10 protein-coding genes are annotated in these 15,755 nt (G+C 43.7%); 4 read left to right on the forward strand and 6 right to left on the reverse strand.

Going from position 1 to position 15,755, the window contains the following annotated elements:
• Positions 1–54: 54 nt before the first annotated feature.
• On the reverse strand, positions 55–3,759 hold the full coding sequence (locus GQA99_RS04835) for a response regulator (RefSeq protein ID WP_160052742.1): 3,705 nt from the start codon (positions 3,757–3,759) through the stop codon (positions 55–57).
• A gap of 242 nt (positions 3,760–4,001) precedes the next feature.
• Positions 4,002–5,396, reverse strand: coding sequence for a PhoH family protein (locus tag GQA99_RS04840; RefSeq protein WP_160052743.1), 1,395 nt, complete (start codon positions 5,394–5,396; stop codon positions 4,002–4,004).
• Positions 5,397–5,745: 349 nt separating this feature from the next.
• Between GQA99_RS04840 and rapA the strand changes: the two genes are divergently transcribed.
• On the forward strand, positions 5,746–8,652 hold the full coding sequence (gene rapA, locus GQA99_RS04845) for an RNA polymerase-associated protein RapA (RefSeq protein ID WP_160052745.1): 2,907 nt from the start codon (positions 5,746–5,748) through the stop codon (positions 8,650–8,652).
• Between the two features lie 360 nt (positions 8,653–9,012).
• Positions 9,013–9,885 carry a DUF3530 family protein gene (locus tag GQA99_RS04850; protein ID WP_229785959.1) on the forward strand — a complete coding sequence of 291 codons (873 nt, stop codon included), beginning with the start codon at positions 9,013–9,015 and terminating at the stop codon, positions 9,883–9,885.
• A 32-nt stretch (positions 9,886–9,917) separates the two neighbouring features.
• Here GQA99_RS04850 and GQA99_RS04855 read toward each other — a convergent pair whose 3' ends face one another.
• Positions 9,918–10,727, reverse strand: a complete 810-nt coding sequence (locus GQA99_RS04855; protein WP_160052747.1) for a crotonase/enoyl-CoA hydratase family protein — start codon at positions 10,725–10,727, stop codon at positions 9,918–9,920.
• Between the two features lie 400 nt (positions 10,728–11,127).
• Here GQA99_RS04855 and GQA99_RS04860 point away from each other — a divergent pair, with 400 nt between their 5' ends.
• Positions 11,128–12,123 (forward strand): response regulator, encoded by a 996-nt coding sequence (locus GQA99_RS04860; protein WP_160052749.1) that lies wholly within the window; start codon positions 11,128–11,130, stop codon positions 12,121–12,123.
• 17 nt (positions 12,124–12,140) lie between these two features.
• A complete protein-coding gene (locus GQA99_RS04865) occupies positions 12,141–13,097 on the forward strand; it encodes a sensor domain-containing diguanylate cyclase (protein WP_160052750.1) in 957 nt (318 codons plus the stop codon).
• Positions 13,098–13,544: 447 nt separating this feature from the next.
• Here the strand turns inward: GQA99_RS04865 and rraB are convergent, their stop codons facing one another.
• The 3 genes from rraB to GQA99_RS04880 form a co-directional block, all read right to left on the reverse strand.
• Positions 13,545–13,979 carry a ribonuclease E inhibitor RraB gene (rraB, locus tag GQA99_RS04870; RefSeq protein WP_160052752.1) on the reverse strand — a complete coding sequence of 145 codons (435 nt, stop codon included), beginning with the start codon at positions 13,977–13,979 and terminating at the stop codon, positions 13,545–13,547.
• Positions 13,980–14,060: 81 nt separating this feature from the next.
• Positions 14,061–14,795, reverse strand: a complete 735-nt coding sequence (locus GQA99_RS04875; RefSeq protein WP_160052754.1) for a 1-acylglycerol-3-phosphate O-acyltransferase — start codon at positions 14,793–14,795, stop codon at positions 14,061–14,063.
• Between the two features lie 188 nt (positions 14,796–14,983).
• Positions 14,984–15,751, reverse strand: a complete 768-nt coding sequence (locus GQA99_RS04880) for a metal ABC transporter permease (protein WP_160052755.1) — start codon at positions 15,749–15,751, stop codon at positions 14,984–14,986.
• Positions 15,752–15,755 lie beyond the last annotated feature (4 nt).

Below are 15,755 nucleotides of genomic sequence, written 5' to 3' on the forward strand. Positions count from 1 at the left end.
CGTGAATATCCTATCAACAAATATAATGCGATTGAGCCTGTGCAATTAATCGCATCATTTATGATTATTTTTATATGTAATCCAATGCGATAACGTTTCAAATAACTCCGTTAATACAATGGGTTTGGTAATGTGCGCGTTCATTCCTGCCGCTAAACTTTTTTCGCGATCACCAGACATGGCATGTGCGGTCATGGCAATGATCGGCATTTGCTCTTTGGTGTAACGCTTACGCAGTTCAACCGATGCGGTTAAGCCATCCATCACGGGCATTTGAATGTCCATTAATACTGCATCAAATGGTTTTGAATCAATAATGTCTAAGGCAATTTGACCATTATCAGCAATCACCACCTCATAACCTGCACTTTTAAGCAGTTCAGAGGCCACTTGCTGGTTAATAAAGTTATCTTCAACTAACAAGACTAACCCTGCCTCTTTACTCGGCTCATCGGCTTCAATGATTGGCATTGCATTTAACTTGGGCTCTGTTGCAAATGCATTAATAATTTCATCAAATAAGTCAGATGCTTTGAACGGTTTTTGCAATATGGCATAAACGCTATTTTTAGCCAGCTCTGCATCCAAAGGCTCGGCCGAATAAGCAGTCATAAGGATGATAATCGGCCTTTTAGCAATCACGCCATCGCGAACCATGTCATCCAAATGATTAATCACATCACTGCCACTCATTTCAGGCATCATCCAATCGAGTAGCAGTAAATCGATAGGTTTTTGACGTAAAATATCTAACGCTTTTTGGCCGCTGTCAGCCGTGTCGACACCAAAGCTGAAGTCTTGCATTAAGGTCGAGTACATTTGTAATGCGCTCGGGTTATCGTCAACAACCAGGGTGCACAAATTATTAAGCTGCTCTGGCACCACTAACGGCTCAATCACCTGCTCTTCTGCAATTTCAAAACTAATGGTAAAACTAAAGGTGCTGCCCACATCGAGTGTAGACTCTACCTGCATGGTACCGCCCATCATCGACACTAAGTGTTTGCTAATAGATAGTCCTAAACCGGTACCGCCATATTTACGGGTCGTTGAGCCATCGGCTTGGGAGAACGCATCAAATAGCATGGCTTGCTGGTCTTTACCGATACCAATACCTGTATCGCGTACCCAGAATTTCATGGTGATCCGATCGTCACGCTCACCGACATCTTCACAGCCGAGCTCAACCTCACCTGTTTGGGTAAACTTAACCGCATTAGACAGTAAGTTAACCAATACCTGGCCTAAACGTAGCGGATCGCCATTTAAAATTAACCCTGCGGTCACTGGCGCATACAATAGCAGTTCTACGCCCTTTTCTTGGGCTTTAATCGCATTAATATCAATAACATGGTCTAGCACTTTATCTAGCGGAAACGCAACGCGTTCAAGCTCTAACTTACCAGCTTCAATTTTCGAGAAGTCTAGAATATCGTTAATAATGCGCAACAATGACTGTGCCGAAAAACCGGCTTTATTGAGATAGTCTTGCTGCTGAGGCGTTAAATTAGTGCGCTGTGCAAGTTGCACCATACCAATAATGGCATTCATTGGCGTACGGATTTCATGGCTCATGTTAGCCAGGAATTCACTCTTATACATGTTGGCTAACTCAGCATCTTGCTTCGCTTCTAGCAAGGCCACTTCGTTACTCTTCTGGCGAGTGATGTCTTTGTGTGTACCCAGCATACGTTTACTGCGGCCGCTTTCACTAAATTCAACGGCACGCCCACGAGATAACACCCAAAAATACTTGCCATTTTTACCCAGCATTCTAAATTCAATTTCATAAGTGCCATTGGGATTTTCGACATAACCACTGCGATACTGCTGCACACGTTCACGATCATCGGGGTGGAATAATGCATCTATCGACGCAAGTAACGGCGGAAACTCATGCGACTGATACCCCAGCATCGAATAAAATGCAGGGTTACAAATAATCTGCTCCGAATCGATATACCAATCCCACAGACCATCCTCTACCGCATCCATCGCGAGGTGATAACGTTGCTCAGACATCCGAAGTTGCTCTGCGGCATCATGCTCTTTGGTAATGTCACGCCACACAGAAATTAACCCCAGTAAATCACCGCGGCGGTTATAAAATGGCAACTTAAAGGTATCGAGCAATACAGCTTTTCCCTCAACATTAACCCGTTCTTGGTAGCGTAATGAATGCTGTTGATTGAGTACTTTTTTGTCTTCTTCACGAATACGCTCGCCCTGCTCAGGGCTCACGACTTCAGATGAGGTTAAACCTATAATTTCGTTTTCGCTGTAACCAAGCATACGCTCAGCAGACTTGTTACAACCTAGATATTTGCCTTCTTTATCTTTAAATACAATGGCTTCTGGGATAGAGTCAATGAGCGATCGCAGTAAAGCATATTCACGTTCACGTCGCTCTGTGGTTTCACGTAAGCGCTGAGTACGCCTCGCAACTAAGTTATCTAGGCGCTTATTTTGCTCGGCTAAATGATGAGTATATTGGCGGTTTTCTTCAAAAATACGGCTCACTAACGCAAACCAGGGCTCCCGGCCATGGGTGATTTTTTCAGGCGGGCGGATGGGCTCTTGTGAACAGGCTTCAAGGTGGGTTAATAGCCTCGATGCAGGGCTTACGAAGGCACGCCTTGTTTGCCAATGCACAATAGTCACTAACAGGGATAATGCTAATACCACCAGTAAAAAGCTCAGCTGTAACTTGTCCCATGAGTCTTTGAACAAGTCGTCTTCATCTTGTAAATACAATAAGCGCCAGGGAGCGTTATGTAAGGCAACAGAGTGAATGTAGTAACCATTACGAATAATGCCTTCATGGGCATCAAACAGTTCCGATTCTGATAAAGAGTGCAACGCCGCAGGAATGCGCTGGCTGATGTGGTACACCTTGTTCATTTCGTTGGCATCAAAGTCACTGTGCGACAAAATATTATTTTGCTGATCCAGCAAAATCACCGTGCCCGGCATTTTAAAATAGGTGCGAATTTGTTTGTCTAATGACGACAAGGTCATGTCGAGGTTAATCGATCCAATAAACTCATCTTGCAAATATACCGGCAGCCCAAGGGTGGTGATTAAACCTTGATGAGCAGAGTCAATGTAGGCTTCGCTCCAAAATACACTGCGCTGTGGATTCATCGACGGTGTCGATAATTGGAATTGTTTTTTATTGAGTAGCTCATCTCTAAAACGCAGATCGTTATTTTCCCAAGGGTAAAACGACATCATGCGGCGTTTCGAAATATAATAAATTGACGAGGCTTTTGGCGCTGCTTCTTTGGCGACCGGAAACGATAGCGACAACTCAAACAGCATTTCAAGTTCTTGATAAAAAGGCTCGCTGCGATCGCTAAGAGACCCCGCGCCAGTGATCCGGCCCATATTGGTAAAAGGCACATCACTTTGACCGTACATGGGTTCTAAAGTGAAGTATTGGCCGTCTTCGTTAAACTTTTCATATTTGGGTAGTCGGTCTTTACGCACGAATTCACCGAGACGTAAATGATCAACCGCCACATCTCGTAAACTTTTAACCGCCCTAATGCTTGATTCAAGTAATAAATCAATTTGCAACACATGCCGAGCGACCTGCTCTTCACGCTGATAAATTTGCTGCTCTTTTTGGCGTTCAAACATTATGCCGGCCGACAATAAGGCCATCACAATTACCCCAATGTAGGTGTAAAACACCGCTTGGTTATAATTGCGTTGAATAGGAGATTTCAGTTGTAAATCTGGCTCTGTCGGTTTCATTAACAACCCTTGATACAGCGAAAAATGGCGCGCTGTCGAACGAATAACACCAAAAAATAGGCAATGTAAAAATGAATGGCCATGATATCAGGAAGATAAGCACAAGCACATGTAATAATGACCCATTACCACTTGTCCAACCTCAAAAAACAGCACTGTAATCATAGAATAAAATACAGATAAAAATAAATAAGGTTACCCAGGTAACCTTATTGACTTAACGATGTACCATTTTGCAGCAGTTACAAATGTTCCTCTGCAAATTCTGCCAAGCGTGAGCGTACCACGCCATTTAAGTAAATATTGGCGCTGCCCTCAAAGTCTTTAAAACGCTCCACTATGTAAGTCAAACCAGACGTGACAGCGGTTAAATAAGTTGAATCGATTTGCGCTAAATTGCCACTGCAAATCAGCTTAGTACCCTCGCCCATACGGGTAATCATGGTTTTAATTTGTGATGCGGCTAGGTTTTGGCATTCATCTAAAATCACCACAGAATTTTGAATCGAGCGGCCGCGCATAAAGTTAATCGACTTAAACTGTATGTTGGCTTTTTCCATAATGTAATTAACGCTGCCAGTGGGATTAACATCATTTTTATGCAACACCTCAAGTGTGTCAGTAATCGCCGCTAACCAAGGTGCCATTTTCTCTTCTTCGGTGCCGGGTAAAAAACCAATAGATTCGGCAATGTCTGGAGTATTACGTGTCACGATAACCTTGTCGTACTGTTTACGTTCAACCACTAATTCAAGGGCTGCCGCCATGGCCAATAAGGTTTTACCACAGCCCGCTGGGCCGGTGAGAATAATCAATTCGATGTCAGGGTCGAGCAGCGCATCAAGCGCCATGCCTTGATAGATATTTTTAGGTTTTACCCCCCAGGCCTCATGATGCAATAAACGATCGCGGCCGCGATCAATGATCTCTAGATGTTTATCGCTTTTACTCGCCACTCGGCCACAAAAATCGGAACCTTCATCAATAAGATATTGATTAAGGTAATAATGTTCATTGCCTAGATGCTCCAGTGGTACCTGATGCACAGTGTGCCGCCCTTTGCGATCAGTAGAGACCTTATCGACGTTTTGCCAAAAATCACCCGCAAACTGATAAAAGCCTTTGGCTAAAAAGCGAATATCATCAATAAGTTGGTCAGTGCGATAATCTTCAACACGCTCAATGCCAGCTCCTTTAGCCTTTAAGCGCATATTAATGTCTTTCGTGACAAGGACGACTGTACGCGGTGAATGAATTTTTTGTAAATGCAGTGCGGTATTGATGATGCGGTTATCGTTATTGTCACCGGGAAGTGAGCCGATAATAAATTCAATTTGATGGTCAGGAAATATGGATAAATGGCCAGAGACTTCGGTGTGTTCTTCGCGGGTGGGTAATGCAACGCCTTTTAAAATTTGCTCCGGTGTTGTCGGGCCGCCAAGAATATCCTCTAATGCTCGTATGGCGACTCGAGCATCGCGACTCACATCGCGCTTTCTGTCCTTAATGCTGTCAAGTTCCTCTAACACTGTCATTGGGATAATTACGTCGTGTTCCTTAAACGAATATATCGCTAAAGGTTCATGCAGTAACACGTTGGTATCCAGTACAAACAACTTTTTGTCGTTTAGTTCCATGGCGCCTCCAGTGTGCTCTCAATTAATTGATTTCAATGTATCGACTTAAACGCTTACCATAAAAGGATAATTTACTTCATTATTGAAAACAGGCGGTATGTTTGGCCATAAGCAAACTTAATATGACTCAAAACATACCTAAAATGACTATGGCACCTGCTTCATCATAACTCAATAAATTATGTATATCCTTTGCTCCACACTATGACGCCAATGTGACACCGAAATGTCAATTTGTTGTAAAAACACCCAACTGATAGATAAATCGATGCTAGAATTTCAATCTGCATGGGTTTGGTTTAACATACGCCCCCTTTTTGTTTCCCCCGCTTCAAATAGAGAATTAAAGATGCCTTTTGCTTTAGGTCAACGCTGGATTAGTGATACCGAGTCGGAGCTCGGATTAGGAACCGTCGTTCAAATTGAAGGCCGCATGGTTACGCTGCTGTTCCCTGCCACTGGAGAAAACCGGATGTTTTCTCGCAGTGAAGCTCCCTTAACTCGGGTTATTTTTAACCCCGGTGACACCGTAGAAAGCGGTGAAGGCTGGAGTATCACCATCAATGAGGTTGAAGAAAAAAACCAATTGGTGATTTACCACGGGATCCATAGCGAAACCCAAGAAAACGTCAGCCTGCGTGAAACAATGTTGAGCCACAACATTCGCTTTAACAAGCCACAAGATCGTTTATTTGCCGGACAAATCGATCGCTTAGAGCGTTTTGGTGTGCGTTACCAATGCCAGCTATTACGCCATAAATTAGCCACATCAGATTTATTGGGACAACAAGGCCCGCGCGTTGGATTGATTGCGCATCAGCAGTGGATTGCTCATGAAGTCGGCCGTCGTTATGCGCCGCGTGTATTGCTGGCCGATGAAGTGGGTTTAGGTAAAACCATTGAAGCAGGCCTGATTATTCATCAGCAGTTATTAACCGGTCGTGCTGAGCGTATTTTAGTCATTGTGCCAGACACCCTGCGTCATCAGTGGTTAGTCGAAATGCTACGCCGCTTTAACCTGCGTTTCTCTGTATTTGACGAAGACCGCTGCGTTGAAGCTTATGCCGACAATGACAACCCGTTTTATACCGAACAGTTAATCATTTGCTCACTTGATTTATTGCGCAAGAAAAAACGCCTAGAACAAGCCTTAGACGCTGACTGGGACTTAATGGTTGTCGACGAAGCCCATCACTTAGAATGGTCTGAAGACGCACCAAGTCGCGCCTATCAAATCGTAGAAGCATTAAGTGAAGTCGTGCCTGGTGTTTTACTGCTTACCGCGACCCCAGATCAATTAGGTCATCAAAGTCACTTTGCACGTTTACGTTTGCTCGATCCCGATCGTTTTTACGATTACGACGCATTTTTAGCAGAAGAATCGAGCTATAAAGACGTTGCAGATGCCGCTGAAGCATTAAGTAAAGACACTAAGTTGCCTGACAGCGCGATCAATAGCTTAACCGAATTACTCAGCGAAAAAGACATTGAGCCAAGTATTCGCTTAATTCAATCAAAAGAGGTTGATAGCGAGCTTCAGCAAGCGGCGCGCCAGGACTTACTGCAAGAGTTACTCGACCGTCACGGTACTGGCCGCGTGCTTTACCGTAACAGCCGCGCCTCGGTAAAAGGCTTCCCAAAGCGTTTCTTTAATGCCTATCCGCAAGACATGCCGGAGCAATATATTACCGCTGAGCGGGTTAATGCCATGATGGGCAGCGCGAAAACTGCCCAGGCTAAAGCGATACAGGCATTAAGCCCAGAAAAGCTTTATCAAGCCTTTGAAAACGACAGCGCCAGTTGGTGGAAGTTTGATCCGCGCGTAGATTGGTTAATCGAATTCTTAAAATCGCATCGCAGCAAAAAAGTACTCATTATTGCCAGCCAGGCAGAAACGGCCCTTAGTCTTGAGGAAGCCTTGCGTACTCGCGAAGGGATTCAAGCCACCGTATTCCACGAAGGCATGTCAATCATCGAGCGCGATAAAGCTGGTGCCTACTTTGCCCAAGAAGAAGGCGGTGCACAGGCACTAATTTGTTCTGAAATCGGTTCTGAAGGACGTAATTTCCAATTTGCGAGCCACTTAGTCTTGTTCGACTTGCCGCTCAATCCTGACTTACTTGAGCAGCGTATTGGTCGTTTAGACCGGATCGGCCAACAAAATGATATTCAAATACATTTACCTTACTTACGCGACACTGCGCAAGAACGTTTAATGCGTTGGTATCATGAAGGTCTTAATTCTTTTGAGTTAACCTGTCCAAGTGGTCATGTATTATTTGGTGAGTTTGCCGATGAATTGATAGGTGTACTGAGTCATGACGATGAAGATGCCATGGTGCAGCTACTTAATCACACTCAGCATCGTTATAAAGAACTCAAACATGCCATGGAGCAAGGCCGCGACAAGCTGCTAGAAATTAACTCTCATGGTGGTGAGCGTGCCAATAAATTAGTCCAACGTTTGTCAGACAGCGACAACGACACCCAGCTGATTGGTTCGGTGATTCGTCTATGGGATATCATAGGTGTCGATCAAGAAGACCGTGGTGAAAACTCGATTATTTTGCGCCCTAGCGAGCACATGATGTTCCCAACGTACCCAGGCTTACATGAAGATGGCGTAACGGTAACATTTGATCGAACTACCGCCTTGTCACGTGATGATATTGCGTTTATATCGCAAGAACATCCACTGGTACAAACGGGCCTAGATTTAATCACAGGCTCTGAAACCGGTACCACCAGTGTGGCAATTCTAAAAAATAAAGCGTTGCCAGCAGGCACACTATTTTTAGAGTTGATCTACATGGCAGACGCGTCTGCACCTAAATCAACTCAGTTATACCGTTATTTACCGCCAACCCCTATCCGTGTGTTGCTCGATAAAAACGGCTTAAACATGGCCGATAAAGTCGACTATGCCAGCTTTGATAAACAGCTAAGTGCAGTCAATCGACATATCGCCAGCAAATTGGTCAATGCATCACAGCCAATATTGCATCCTTTATTTGCTAAAGGTGAAGAGCATGCAAAACAAGCGCTGGGCGACTTAGTCACCGATGCTCGTGCTAAAATGACCCAACAATTAACTGGTGAGCTTGAACGACTTGAAGCCCTAAAAGCAGTAAACCCGAACATTCGCGAAGATGAGCTAGAGTATATTCGCAACCAAATGGTCGAGCTAACCGGCTACATGGATAATAGCCAGTTACAGCTTGATGCCATCCGCATGGTGTTAGTGAGTCACGTTTAATCCCTTTTAACTTAGGGAAAAAATTTATACCCAAACAACCTGAAGATGCTCGATTTCAGCAAGAATTTACACGTGTTTAAGCAAGGCATTGATTGCGGGTAATGGTCGTTCCCTTTCCAAAATCAATAACACAGCATAAACGCGTGTAAAACTTGCCCTTTGGGAGTTTCACCGTGCTTCCACTACGTTGTTACGTTAATTTATAAGGTACCTACATTACCGCATTAACGCGCCTAGTATTGAAAACACGGTGAAGCTCTGAAACACGGATCTTCAAGTTGATTGGGTATAGTACTTTGATAATGCCCTGTTTTCAGGGCATTATTGTTTTTAGATTTTATGTTTACTGGTGAGGTTTTTGTGCAAGTAAGACATTTTTGCCACATAGTAATGATTGCCGTTGGGCTGTGGGCACTCGTCCCTTTAGCAAGTGCGCAGCAAAAGTACGCTCACGTAAACAGCAATGAAATTAAATTTATTACCGTCGATGGGAAACAATCAGAAGTATTAGTGCGCTCATGGCAAAGCAAAAAACAATTTGGTTCGCTGATGATTGTAGGGCCATCAGACACCGATGCCGACGCTAACGGGCTGGCGAGTTATTTACGCACTCAAATTAATACCCGCGGCTGGGCCAGTATCAGTTTAACCCCAGCCAAAGGGCTTTATCGTCCCAACTATGCCACCAAACCTGAAGATATTAACAAAGCTGGCAGCGAACAAATCACCCTCAGCACCAATAAAAGCATCCCTAAGTACACCTCAGAGCAATTACTCGAACTGCGTAACTTTCAACAAGCGGCGTTGAGTGAAGCCATCAATCAGCTCGGATCAACCGTAAGCTTATTCCCGGGGGCGAGCATTCTCGTTGCTATTGATGACAGTGCGGGCATGATAACTAACTTACTTTATGACAAAAAAATTCCCACACCCGATGTATTTGTAGTGGTGAATCCATACCGCGAGTTTGAATACCTGATCGATCCGCAAAGTCAGCGCAAGTCGATCGCCGAGCAGTTAGTCACCATGTCATTACCGATCCTCGACATTCAATCGAGCGATGCCCACCCTATTTCGATTACCGAAGCACCCACCAGACTTAACTACAACCAGGTTAAGCCCGCTCGCTATTATCGCCAATATCAAATGAGTTTGGATTTTAGCAATCAAAGCGGCTGGGAAGAGGCTCTCGATCAAATAGAAGGCTTTTCACGCACCGTTATCGGTAGATAAAAAGTCCTTATCACTTCTATTATCAGTATCAATCATGACCACCAAGATTGCCTAGCTCGATAAGCCTTGTCAGGGTTTTTAGTTTGCCTAATGGCCGCAATCACTCGGTTTTTGCCCATTAACAAACGAATTTGACTCAGAGATTCTCGAGCCAACAAACTGCGGATAGACCCAGTCCAATTTCGATTAATACTTAGCTTAATGGCGGCATTCGCATCGGGTGAAGTACGCATAATTTTATTAGCGAGCTCCACCGCGGCGTCATAAGGCGTATCACTGATTTGAGTAATCATACCCAACTCAAGCGCTTGTGCTGCCGTTAATATATCAGCGGTATAAGTCAGCATGAGCGCTTTATCTTTAGGCATAATTTGCCGCAACGCCACCAACCCCGCCATATCAGGCACTAAGCCCCATTTCGCTTCCATAATCGATAATTTGCAATTTGAGCTGGCAATACGAATATCGGCACCCAGTGCTATTTGCATGCCGCCGCCATAACAACAGCCTTCAAGAACCGCAATAACAGGAATAGGCAGGCGCTGCCAACCAAGAGACACTCGCTGTGCTAAATTTGCATTACCGGGTAGCCACTTAAACAATAACTTCATGGCTTTGCTCGGCGAGTTTGCCACACTTTTAACATCTAAACCGGAACAAAAATTTCCTTCGGCACCAGACAACACCACCGCGTTAACACTTTTATCTGCAGCAAGGCGTTTAATCACCTTATCAATCGCCTTAAACATCTCGAAACTGAGTGCATTAATTTTACTCGGGCGATTTAAACAGACATGCGCAATTCCGTGTTCGATACTAAGCTTAATTAAATCCTTTTCCATAAATGGGTTCCGCTCATCTGGTCAGTCCAGTTTTCAGGTTAACATATCTGGACTATCTGTCGAATAGTAATAACATGACAAATAAGCGTCATTGGTCAAAATATTGCCACGTTTTTTAGCGTAGAATAAGTTAGTTATATTTATGTTATTCATATTTGATTAGCATTTGATTAAAAATACACCGATGAGAATGCTAATAATGGGAGTTACACCGCACTTTATGTTGCAAAAATGTTTTTATCAGTGCCGTATTACCCATTTAATTAACAATTGCGTATAATGAATATTTAAAGACAAAGTACTGTAAAACAGTCTTAATGATAACAATAACGCCTAGCACCACTCACGACTGCATTAAGAGTGCTTTCCCCTAAAGGCGAATTAAGGATTACCTGTCACAATGACCATACCGATATTGATATGTGATGACTCTGCATTAGCCAGAAAACAAATGGCACGCACTCTGCCCAAAGACTGGGACGTTGAAATTAGCTACGCCACAAATGGTGCAGAAGGTCTCGATGTGATCCGTGCCGGTAAAGGCGAAATTGTATTTCTTGACCTTAACATGCCCGTCATGGACGGTTACGAAGTGCTTCAGGCTGTACAACAACAAGATTTGCCCGCACTGATCATTGTGGTCTCTGGCGATATTCAAATTAAAGCCCATGAACGGGTTAAAGCATTAGGCGCACTCGACTTTATTCAAAAGCCTGTGAGCGCAGATGCCATCAGTAATATCTTGCAAGAATATGGCATTCTTACTCTGACTCAAGGCAATAAAGCCGACGAAACACCGATGGTTAAAGTTGATATGCGCGATGCATGCCAGGAAATAGCCAACGTTGCCATGGGCCGCGCAGCTGACTTACTCGCTAAATTACTCGACGTATTTGTACTTCTTCCTATTCCTAACGTAAACGTGCTTGAAGTAAGCGAACTCACCATGGCATTAAAAGCCACTGAGCAAAGTGCAAAAGTATCAGGACTTTGCCAGGGCTTTATTGGTGCAGGCATTGCAGGTGAAGCGTTATTGCTGTTCCATGATTCAAGTTTTGAAGATATGGCCAAGCTCATGGGATTAGAGAATCCAGATGACATTAATACCGAAATAGAAGTGATGATGGACACAGGTAATGTGCTCATTGGTGCCTTTTTAAATGGTATTTCAGAACAGCTCGACATGAAATTTAGCCAGGCTCATCCAGTGGTGCTTGGCCGACATTGCAGCGTTAACGAGCTCATACACGACAATTCGGAAAAATGGCAGCGTACACTCGCAATGGAAATTAATTACCGCATTGAAGATTACAATATTCAATGTGATTTACTGCTGCTGTTTACAGAAGACTCAATCCCTACGCTTAACTACAAGCTCGGCTACCTACTCGACTAACGCTGGATAACTTTATTATGTCAAATGACCAAAGTGCGATGAACGAACTACACTGGCTAATCGATATGGTGCAAACCATTGAAGTTGGCTTAGTGGTACTTGATCGCGACTATAATATCCAGCTGTGGAACGGGTTTATGGAAAACCACAGCGGCGTATCGCCTAATTCAATTAAAGGCCATAACTTATTTGAAAAGTTTCCCGAGTTGCCTGCAGATTGGCTGAAGCAAAAAATGGAATCGGTGTTTGTCTTAAAAAACCGCACTTTTATCAGCTGGGAACAACGGCCATATGTATTCAAATTTAAAAATTATCGTCCGGTTACTGGGCGCGCTGATTTTATGTTCCAAAACATCACGCTGTTGCCGCTTGCATCGCTTACAGGGCAAATTACTCACATCAGCATTATTGTTTATGATGTTACCGATATTGCGGTCAACAAATTACAATTAAAGGCCGCCAATGAACAATTAGAAGAGCTAAGCCAAACCGATGGTTTAACTCAACTGCATAACCGTCGTCATTGGCAGCTTTGCATGGAAAAAGAGTTTGAGCGTCACTCGCGCTACGGCGATACCTCAACGTTAGTGATGATCGATATCGACCACTTTAAGCAGGTTAACGACAAATATGGCCACCCTGCTGGTGATAAAGTCATTCAACACATCGCCTATATACTAAAACAGTCACTACGTGAAACCGATTGTGCGGGCAGATATGGCGGAGAAGAGTTTGCGGTAGTGCTGTCTAAAACCACGGCAGAAGAAGCATTACACTTTACTGAGCGCCTAAGACAGCGCATTGAAGAGTCGGAAGTCGCCTTTGAAAATCGCCTCATTAAAGTCACGGTGAGTTTAGGTATTAACGATCTCAACCCCCAAATTGATAATAGTTCAAGTTGGTTATCTGGCGCAGACAAAGCCCTATACACCGCTAAGCAAGAAGGTCGTAATAAGAGTGTGGTATTTAAATAAACAACCTTTGGGTTAATCGATAGCGCGACATTGTACCATTTCCATTAATTATGCGACCAATCAGATAATTAATAGAATTGGTATAAGCTTTATCACTGGCACCCGCGACAACAATCTACTTCGACTAAAATAAAAAAATGCTCATCAATGATGAGCATTTTTTAATGCTTATACCATGGCGCATTAATAAGTGACCACTCAGAATGCATCCAGCGATTTTTGATTAAGGCGTCGCTATGTAGTAATGGTTGTTCCCTTTCAAATAGCGAGAACGCAGGGCAAAAGCCGCTGGGGCATTCCTTTCAGGCGAGTTTTAAAAGGGCTTACACTGCGTTGCATGACTTCGAAAGAGAATAACTATTCATTCAGTCATTCGCCTTGTTTAAGCCCTTTTAAATTCTCGCTGAGAGATCACTTACTAACGCGCAATGGTATTACCATTGCGAATTAGTGAAACGAATCGGTATCATCTTCGTCAAAACCATCGTCTTCAAATTCATCATCTTCATCGTCTTCAGCATCAGCTTCATCGCCAACAAAGTAAGTACCCCAACCGTCGTAATCCACTTTTTGCTTAGCCGCTAACTGGATTAATTGCTCACAGGCTTTATCAAGTAGTGACGCTTCAAGCTTATGATACGCAATGGCGTCAAAACAGAAAATGATTGAACCATCATCTAATTCCATTTCTTCAGCATCGTTAACTTCAAAGCCAAGCTTAAATGCATCAACCGCAGCTTTTTCTAAACGATCAAAGTTAGTCGCCGAAAAATGGTGCTCAATTGTATATTCCGCATCAGGTTCTGAACCATCAGCAAGTAAGGCATCAACAATTTCGCGGTTTTCAGCAAATTGTTCTTTTAACTGACGCTCGACAGACATGGATTACTCCGTTAATAAACACATATAAATTTTAGTCAATTATACCCAAACTCAACTCAGTTGCGAACTTATCAACGCAGTTTAGTTTTTAACGGTTTGATCTAGTGCCAAGGCTTCTTTGTTTAACTCAACCAGTCTTGCTGACATGGTCTCATGAACTTTAGCGCTAAAGGCTTTAACGTCATTTTTAGTTAATCCTTCAGTTGGCATCGGCGGCATCATTTCAACAATCACCACGCCGTTATTCCAACGATTTAACTTAATGTGGTTCTGACATGAAGCCAATACCGGCACGACAGGCACTTGCGCTGCAATAGCCGTGTGAAATGCACCCACTTTAAAGGGCAATAAACCACGACCACGTGAACGTGTACCCTCAGGAAAAATCCACACGGATAATAGCTTGGTTTTCATTTTCTCAACCGTTTTAGCCATGGTATCAAACGCACTATGACGATTTTTACGGTCAATTAGAATATTGCCAGACAACCAATAAATCTGCCCAAACAACGGCATCCACGCCAAACTCTTTTTACCTAGGCTTACAGTACCTTTAGGCACGGCAGAGGTGTGAGTGAACAAATCGAAGTTATTTTGATGGTTTGCTAAATAAATGCACGGTTGTGGCATGTCGCTGACAGGGTGAACCCGAGTAATGACTTTTATGCCAAGCACTGGCGCAACAGAAGAGAAAATTTTTGCCACAACATGAACGTTATTGCGATGCATTGGCCTTAAAAGGCAAAAAAACATCACGAAAACAAAGGCTAAAAATAATAGCACGGCGAGAATAATTAAACGAGCGATTAGCAGCACAGCATACTCCTGCAAAATAATTGGCGACAGTATAACGATGCAGGTCTAGGGACTCAATTATTTTGTTTACATATGTACGCTGAAATACTCTGCCCTGCTATACAGGGCAGAATAACACGTTTTATGTGACAACCATGCGACATTCCTAGGTTAAAAGAATGTCGCTATGGCTATAGTAGCGCAGTTGGTTACACTGCTGTGGGACGAAATTTAAGTAACTGCCTAAACACTAACGCGCTGATCGCCAATGTCGCGACAATCGCTGCGCCACTTGGCAGGTCGTAGTTAGCAGACAATAATAGCCCTGCTACATAACCAACGATCCCCACCACATAAGCCCATCCGAGTTTATATTGGCCTAAGTATTTGTTTAATGCCAATGCCGGTAAAATGAGGGTGCTAAACACTAAATAAACCCCTACCAGCTCTACCGATAAAGTAATCACCAAAGCAAACAAAAAGTAAAAACCTGCGCCATCCAGTATGCTGGGCTTAAGCGCAATTAGCGCTAAAATAGCCACAGACACCACTGCCGGTAATATAAGTTGCGACCAACTTACCCACAAAATCTGCCCTGACATTAATTGCTTTAACAGCTCAGCGCCATGGGGATCATTTGCCAGCAATAGCATAGCTGCTACAGCGCTCAGCACATAAAAGCAGCCAATCATTGCTTCAAGCTCACCTGTCAGCCGCTTAGCCATCCAGGCAATGACGCCCGCGCCAGCAAGTGCAAACAATGCCGGCATCCACACATGAACAAAAGGTAAACCTTCAACATCATGATCCATGTGTGACACTATCGCTCCTAACGCTGCGACTTGTGCAATGGCTAAATCGATGAAAATAATACCGCGCTTCAGCACTTGTTGGCCTAACAACACATGAGTTGATAATACCAACAAACCTGCCGCTAACGCTGGTAACAATATCGACAGAAGCTCAACATCAAACATGGCG

Origin of the sequence: Shewanella litoralis, from assembly GCF_009828585.1 — a bacterium.
GTDB lineage: Bacteria > Pseudomonadota > Gammaproteobacteria > Enterobacterales > Shewanellaceae > Shewanella > Shewanella litoralis.

Excerpts from the sequence above, each read along its gene's own strand:
- GQA99_RS04860 (WP_160052749.1), top strand. The coding sequence starts at position 11,128 with ATGACCATACCGATATTGATATGTGATGACTCTGCATTAGCCAGAAAA.
- GQA99_RS04855 (WP_160052747.1), bottom strand. The coding sequence starts at position 10,727 with ATGGAAAAGGATTTAATTAAGCTTAGTATCGAACACGGAATTGCGCAT.
- GQA99_RS04880 (WP_160052755.1), bottom strand. The coding sequence starts at position 15,751 with ATGTTTGATGTTGAGCTTCTGTCGATATTGTTACCAGCGTTAGCGGCA.
- GQA99_RS04840 (WP_160052743.1), bottom strand. The coding sequence starts at position 5,396 with ATGGAACTAAACGACAAAAAGTTGTTTGTACTGGATACCAACGTGTTA.
- GQA99_RS04835 (WP_160052742.1), bottom strand. The coding sequence starts at position 3,759 with ATGAAACCGACAGAGCCAGATTTACAACTGAAATCTCCTATTCAACGC.
- GQA99_RS04865 (WP_160052750.1), top strand. The coding sequence starts at position 12,141 with ATGTCAAATGACCAAAGTGCGATGAACGAACTACACTGGCTAATCGAT.
- rapA (WP_160052745.1), top strand. The coding sequence starts at position 5,746 with ATGCCTTTTGCTTTAGGTCAACGCTGGATTAGTGATACCGAGTCGGAG.
- rraB (WP_160052752.1), bottom strand. The coding sequence starts at position 13,979 with ATGTCTGTCGAGCGTCAGTTAAAAGAACAATTTGCTGAAAACCGCGAA.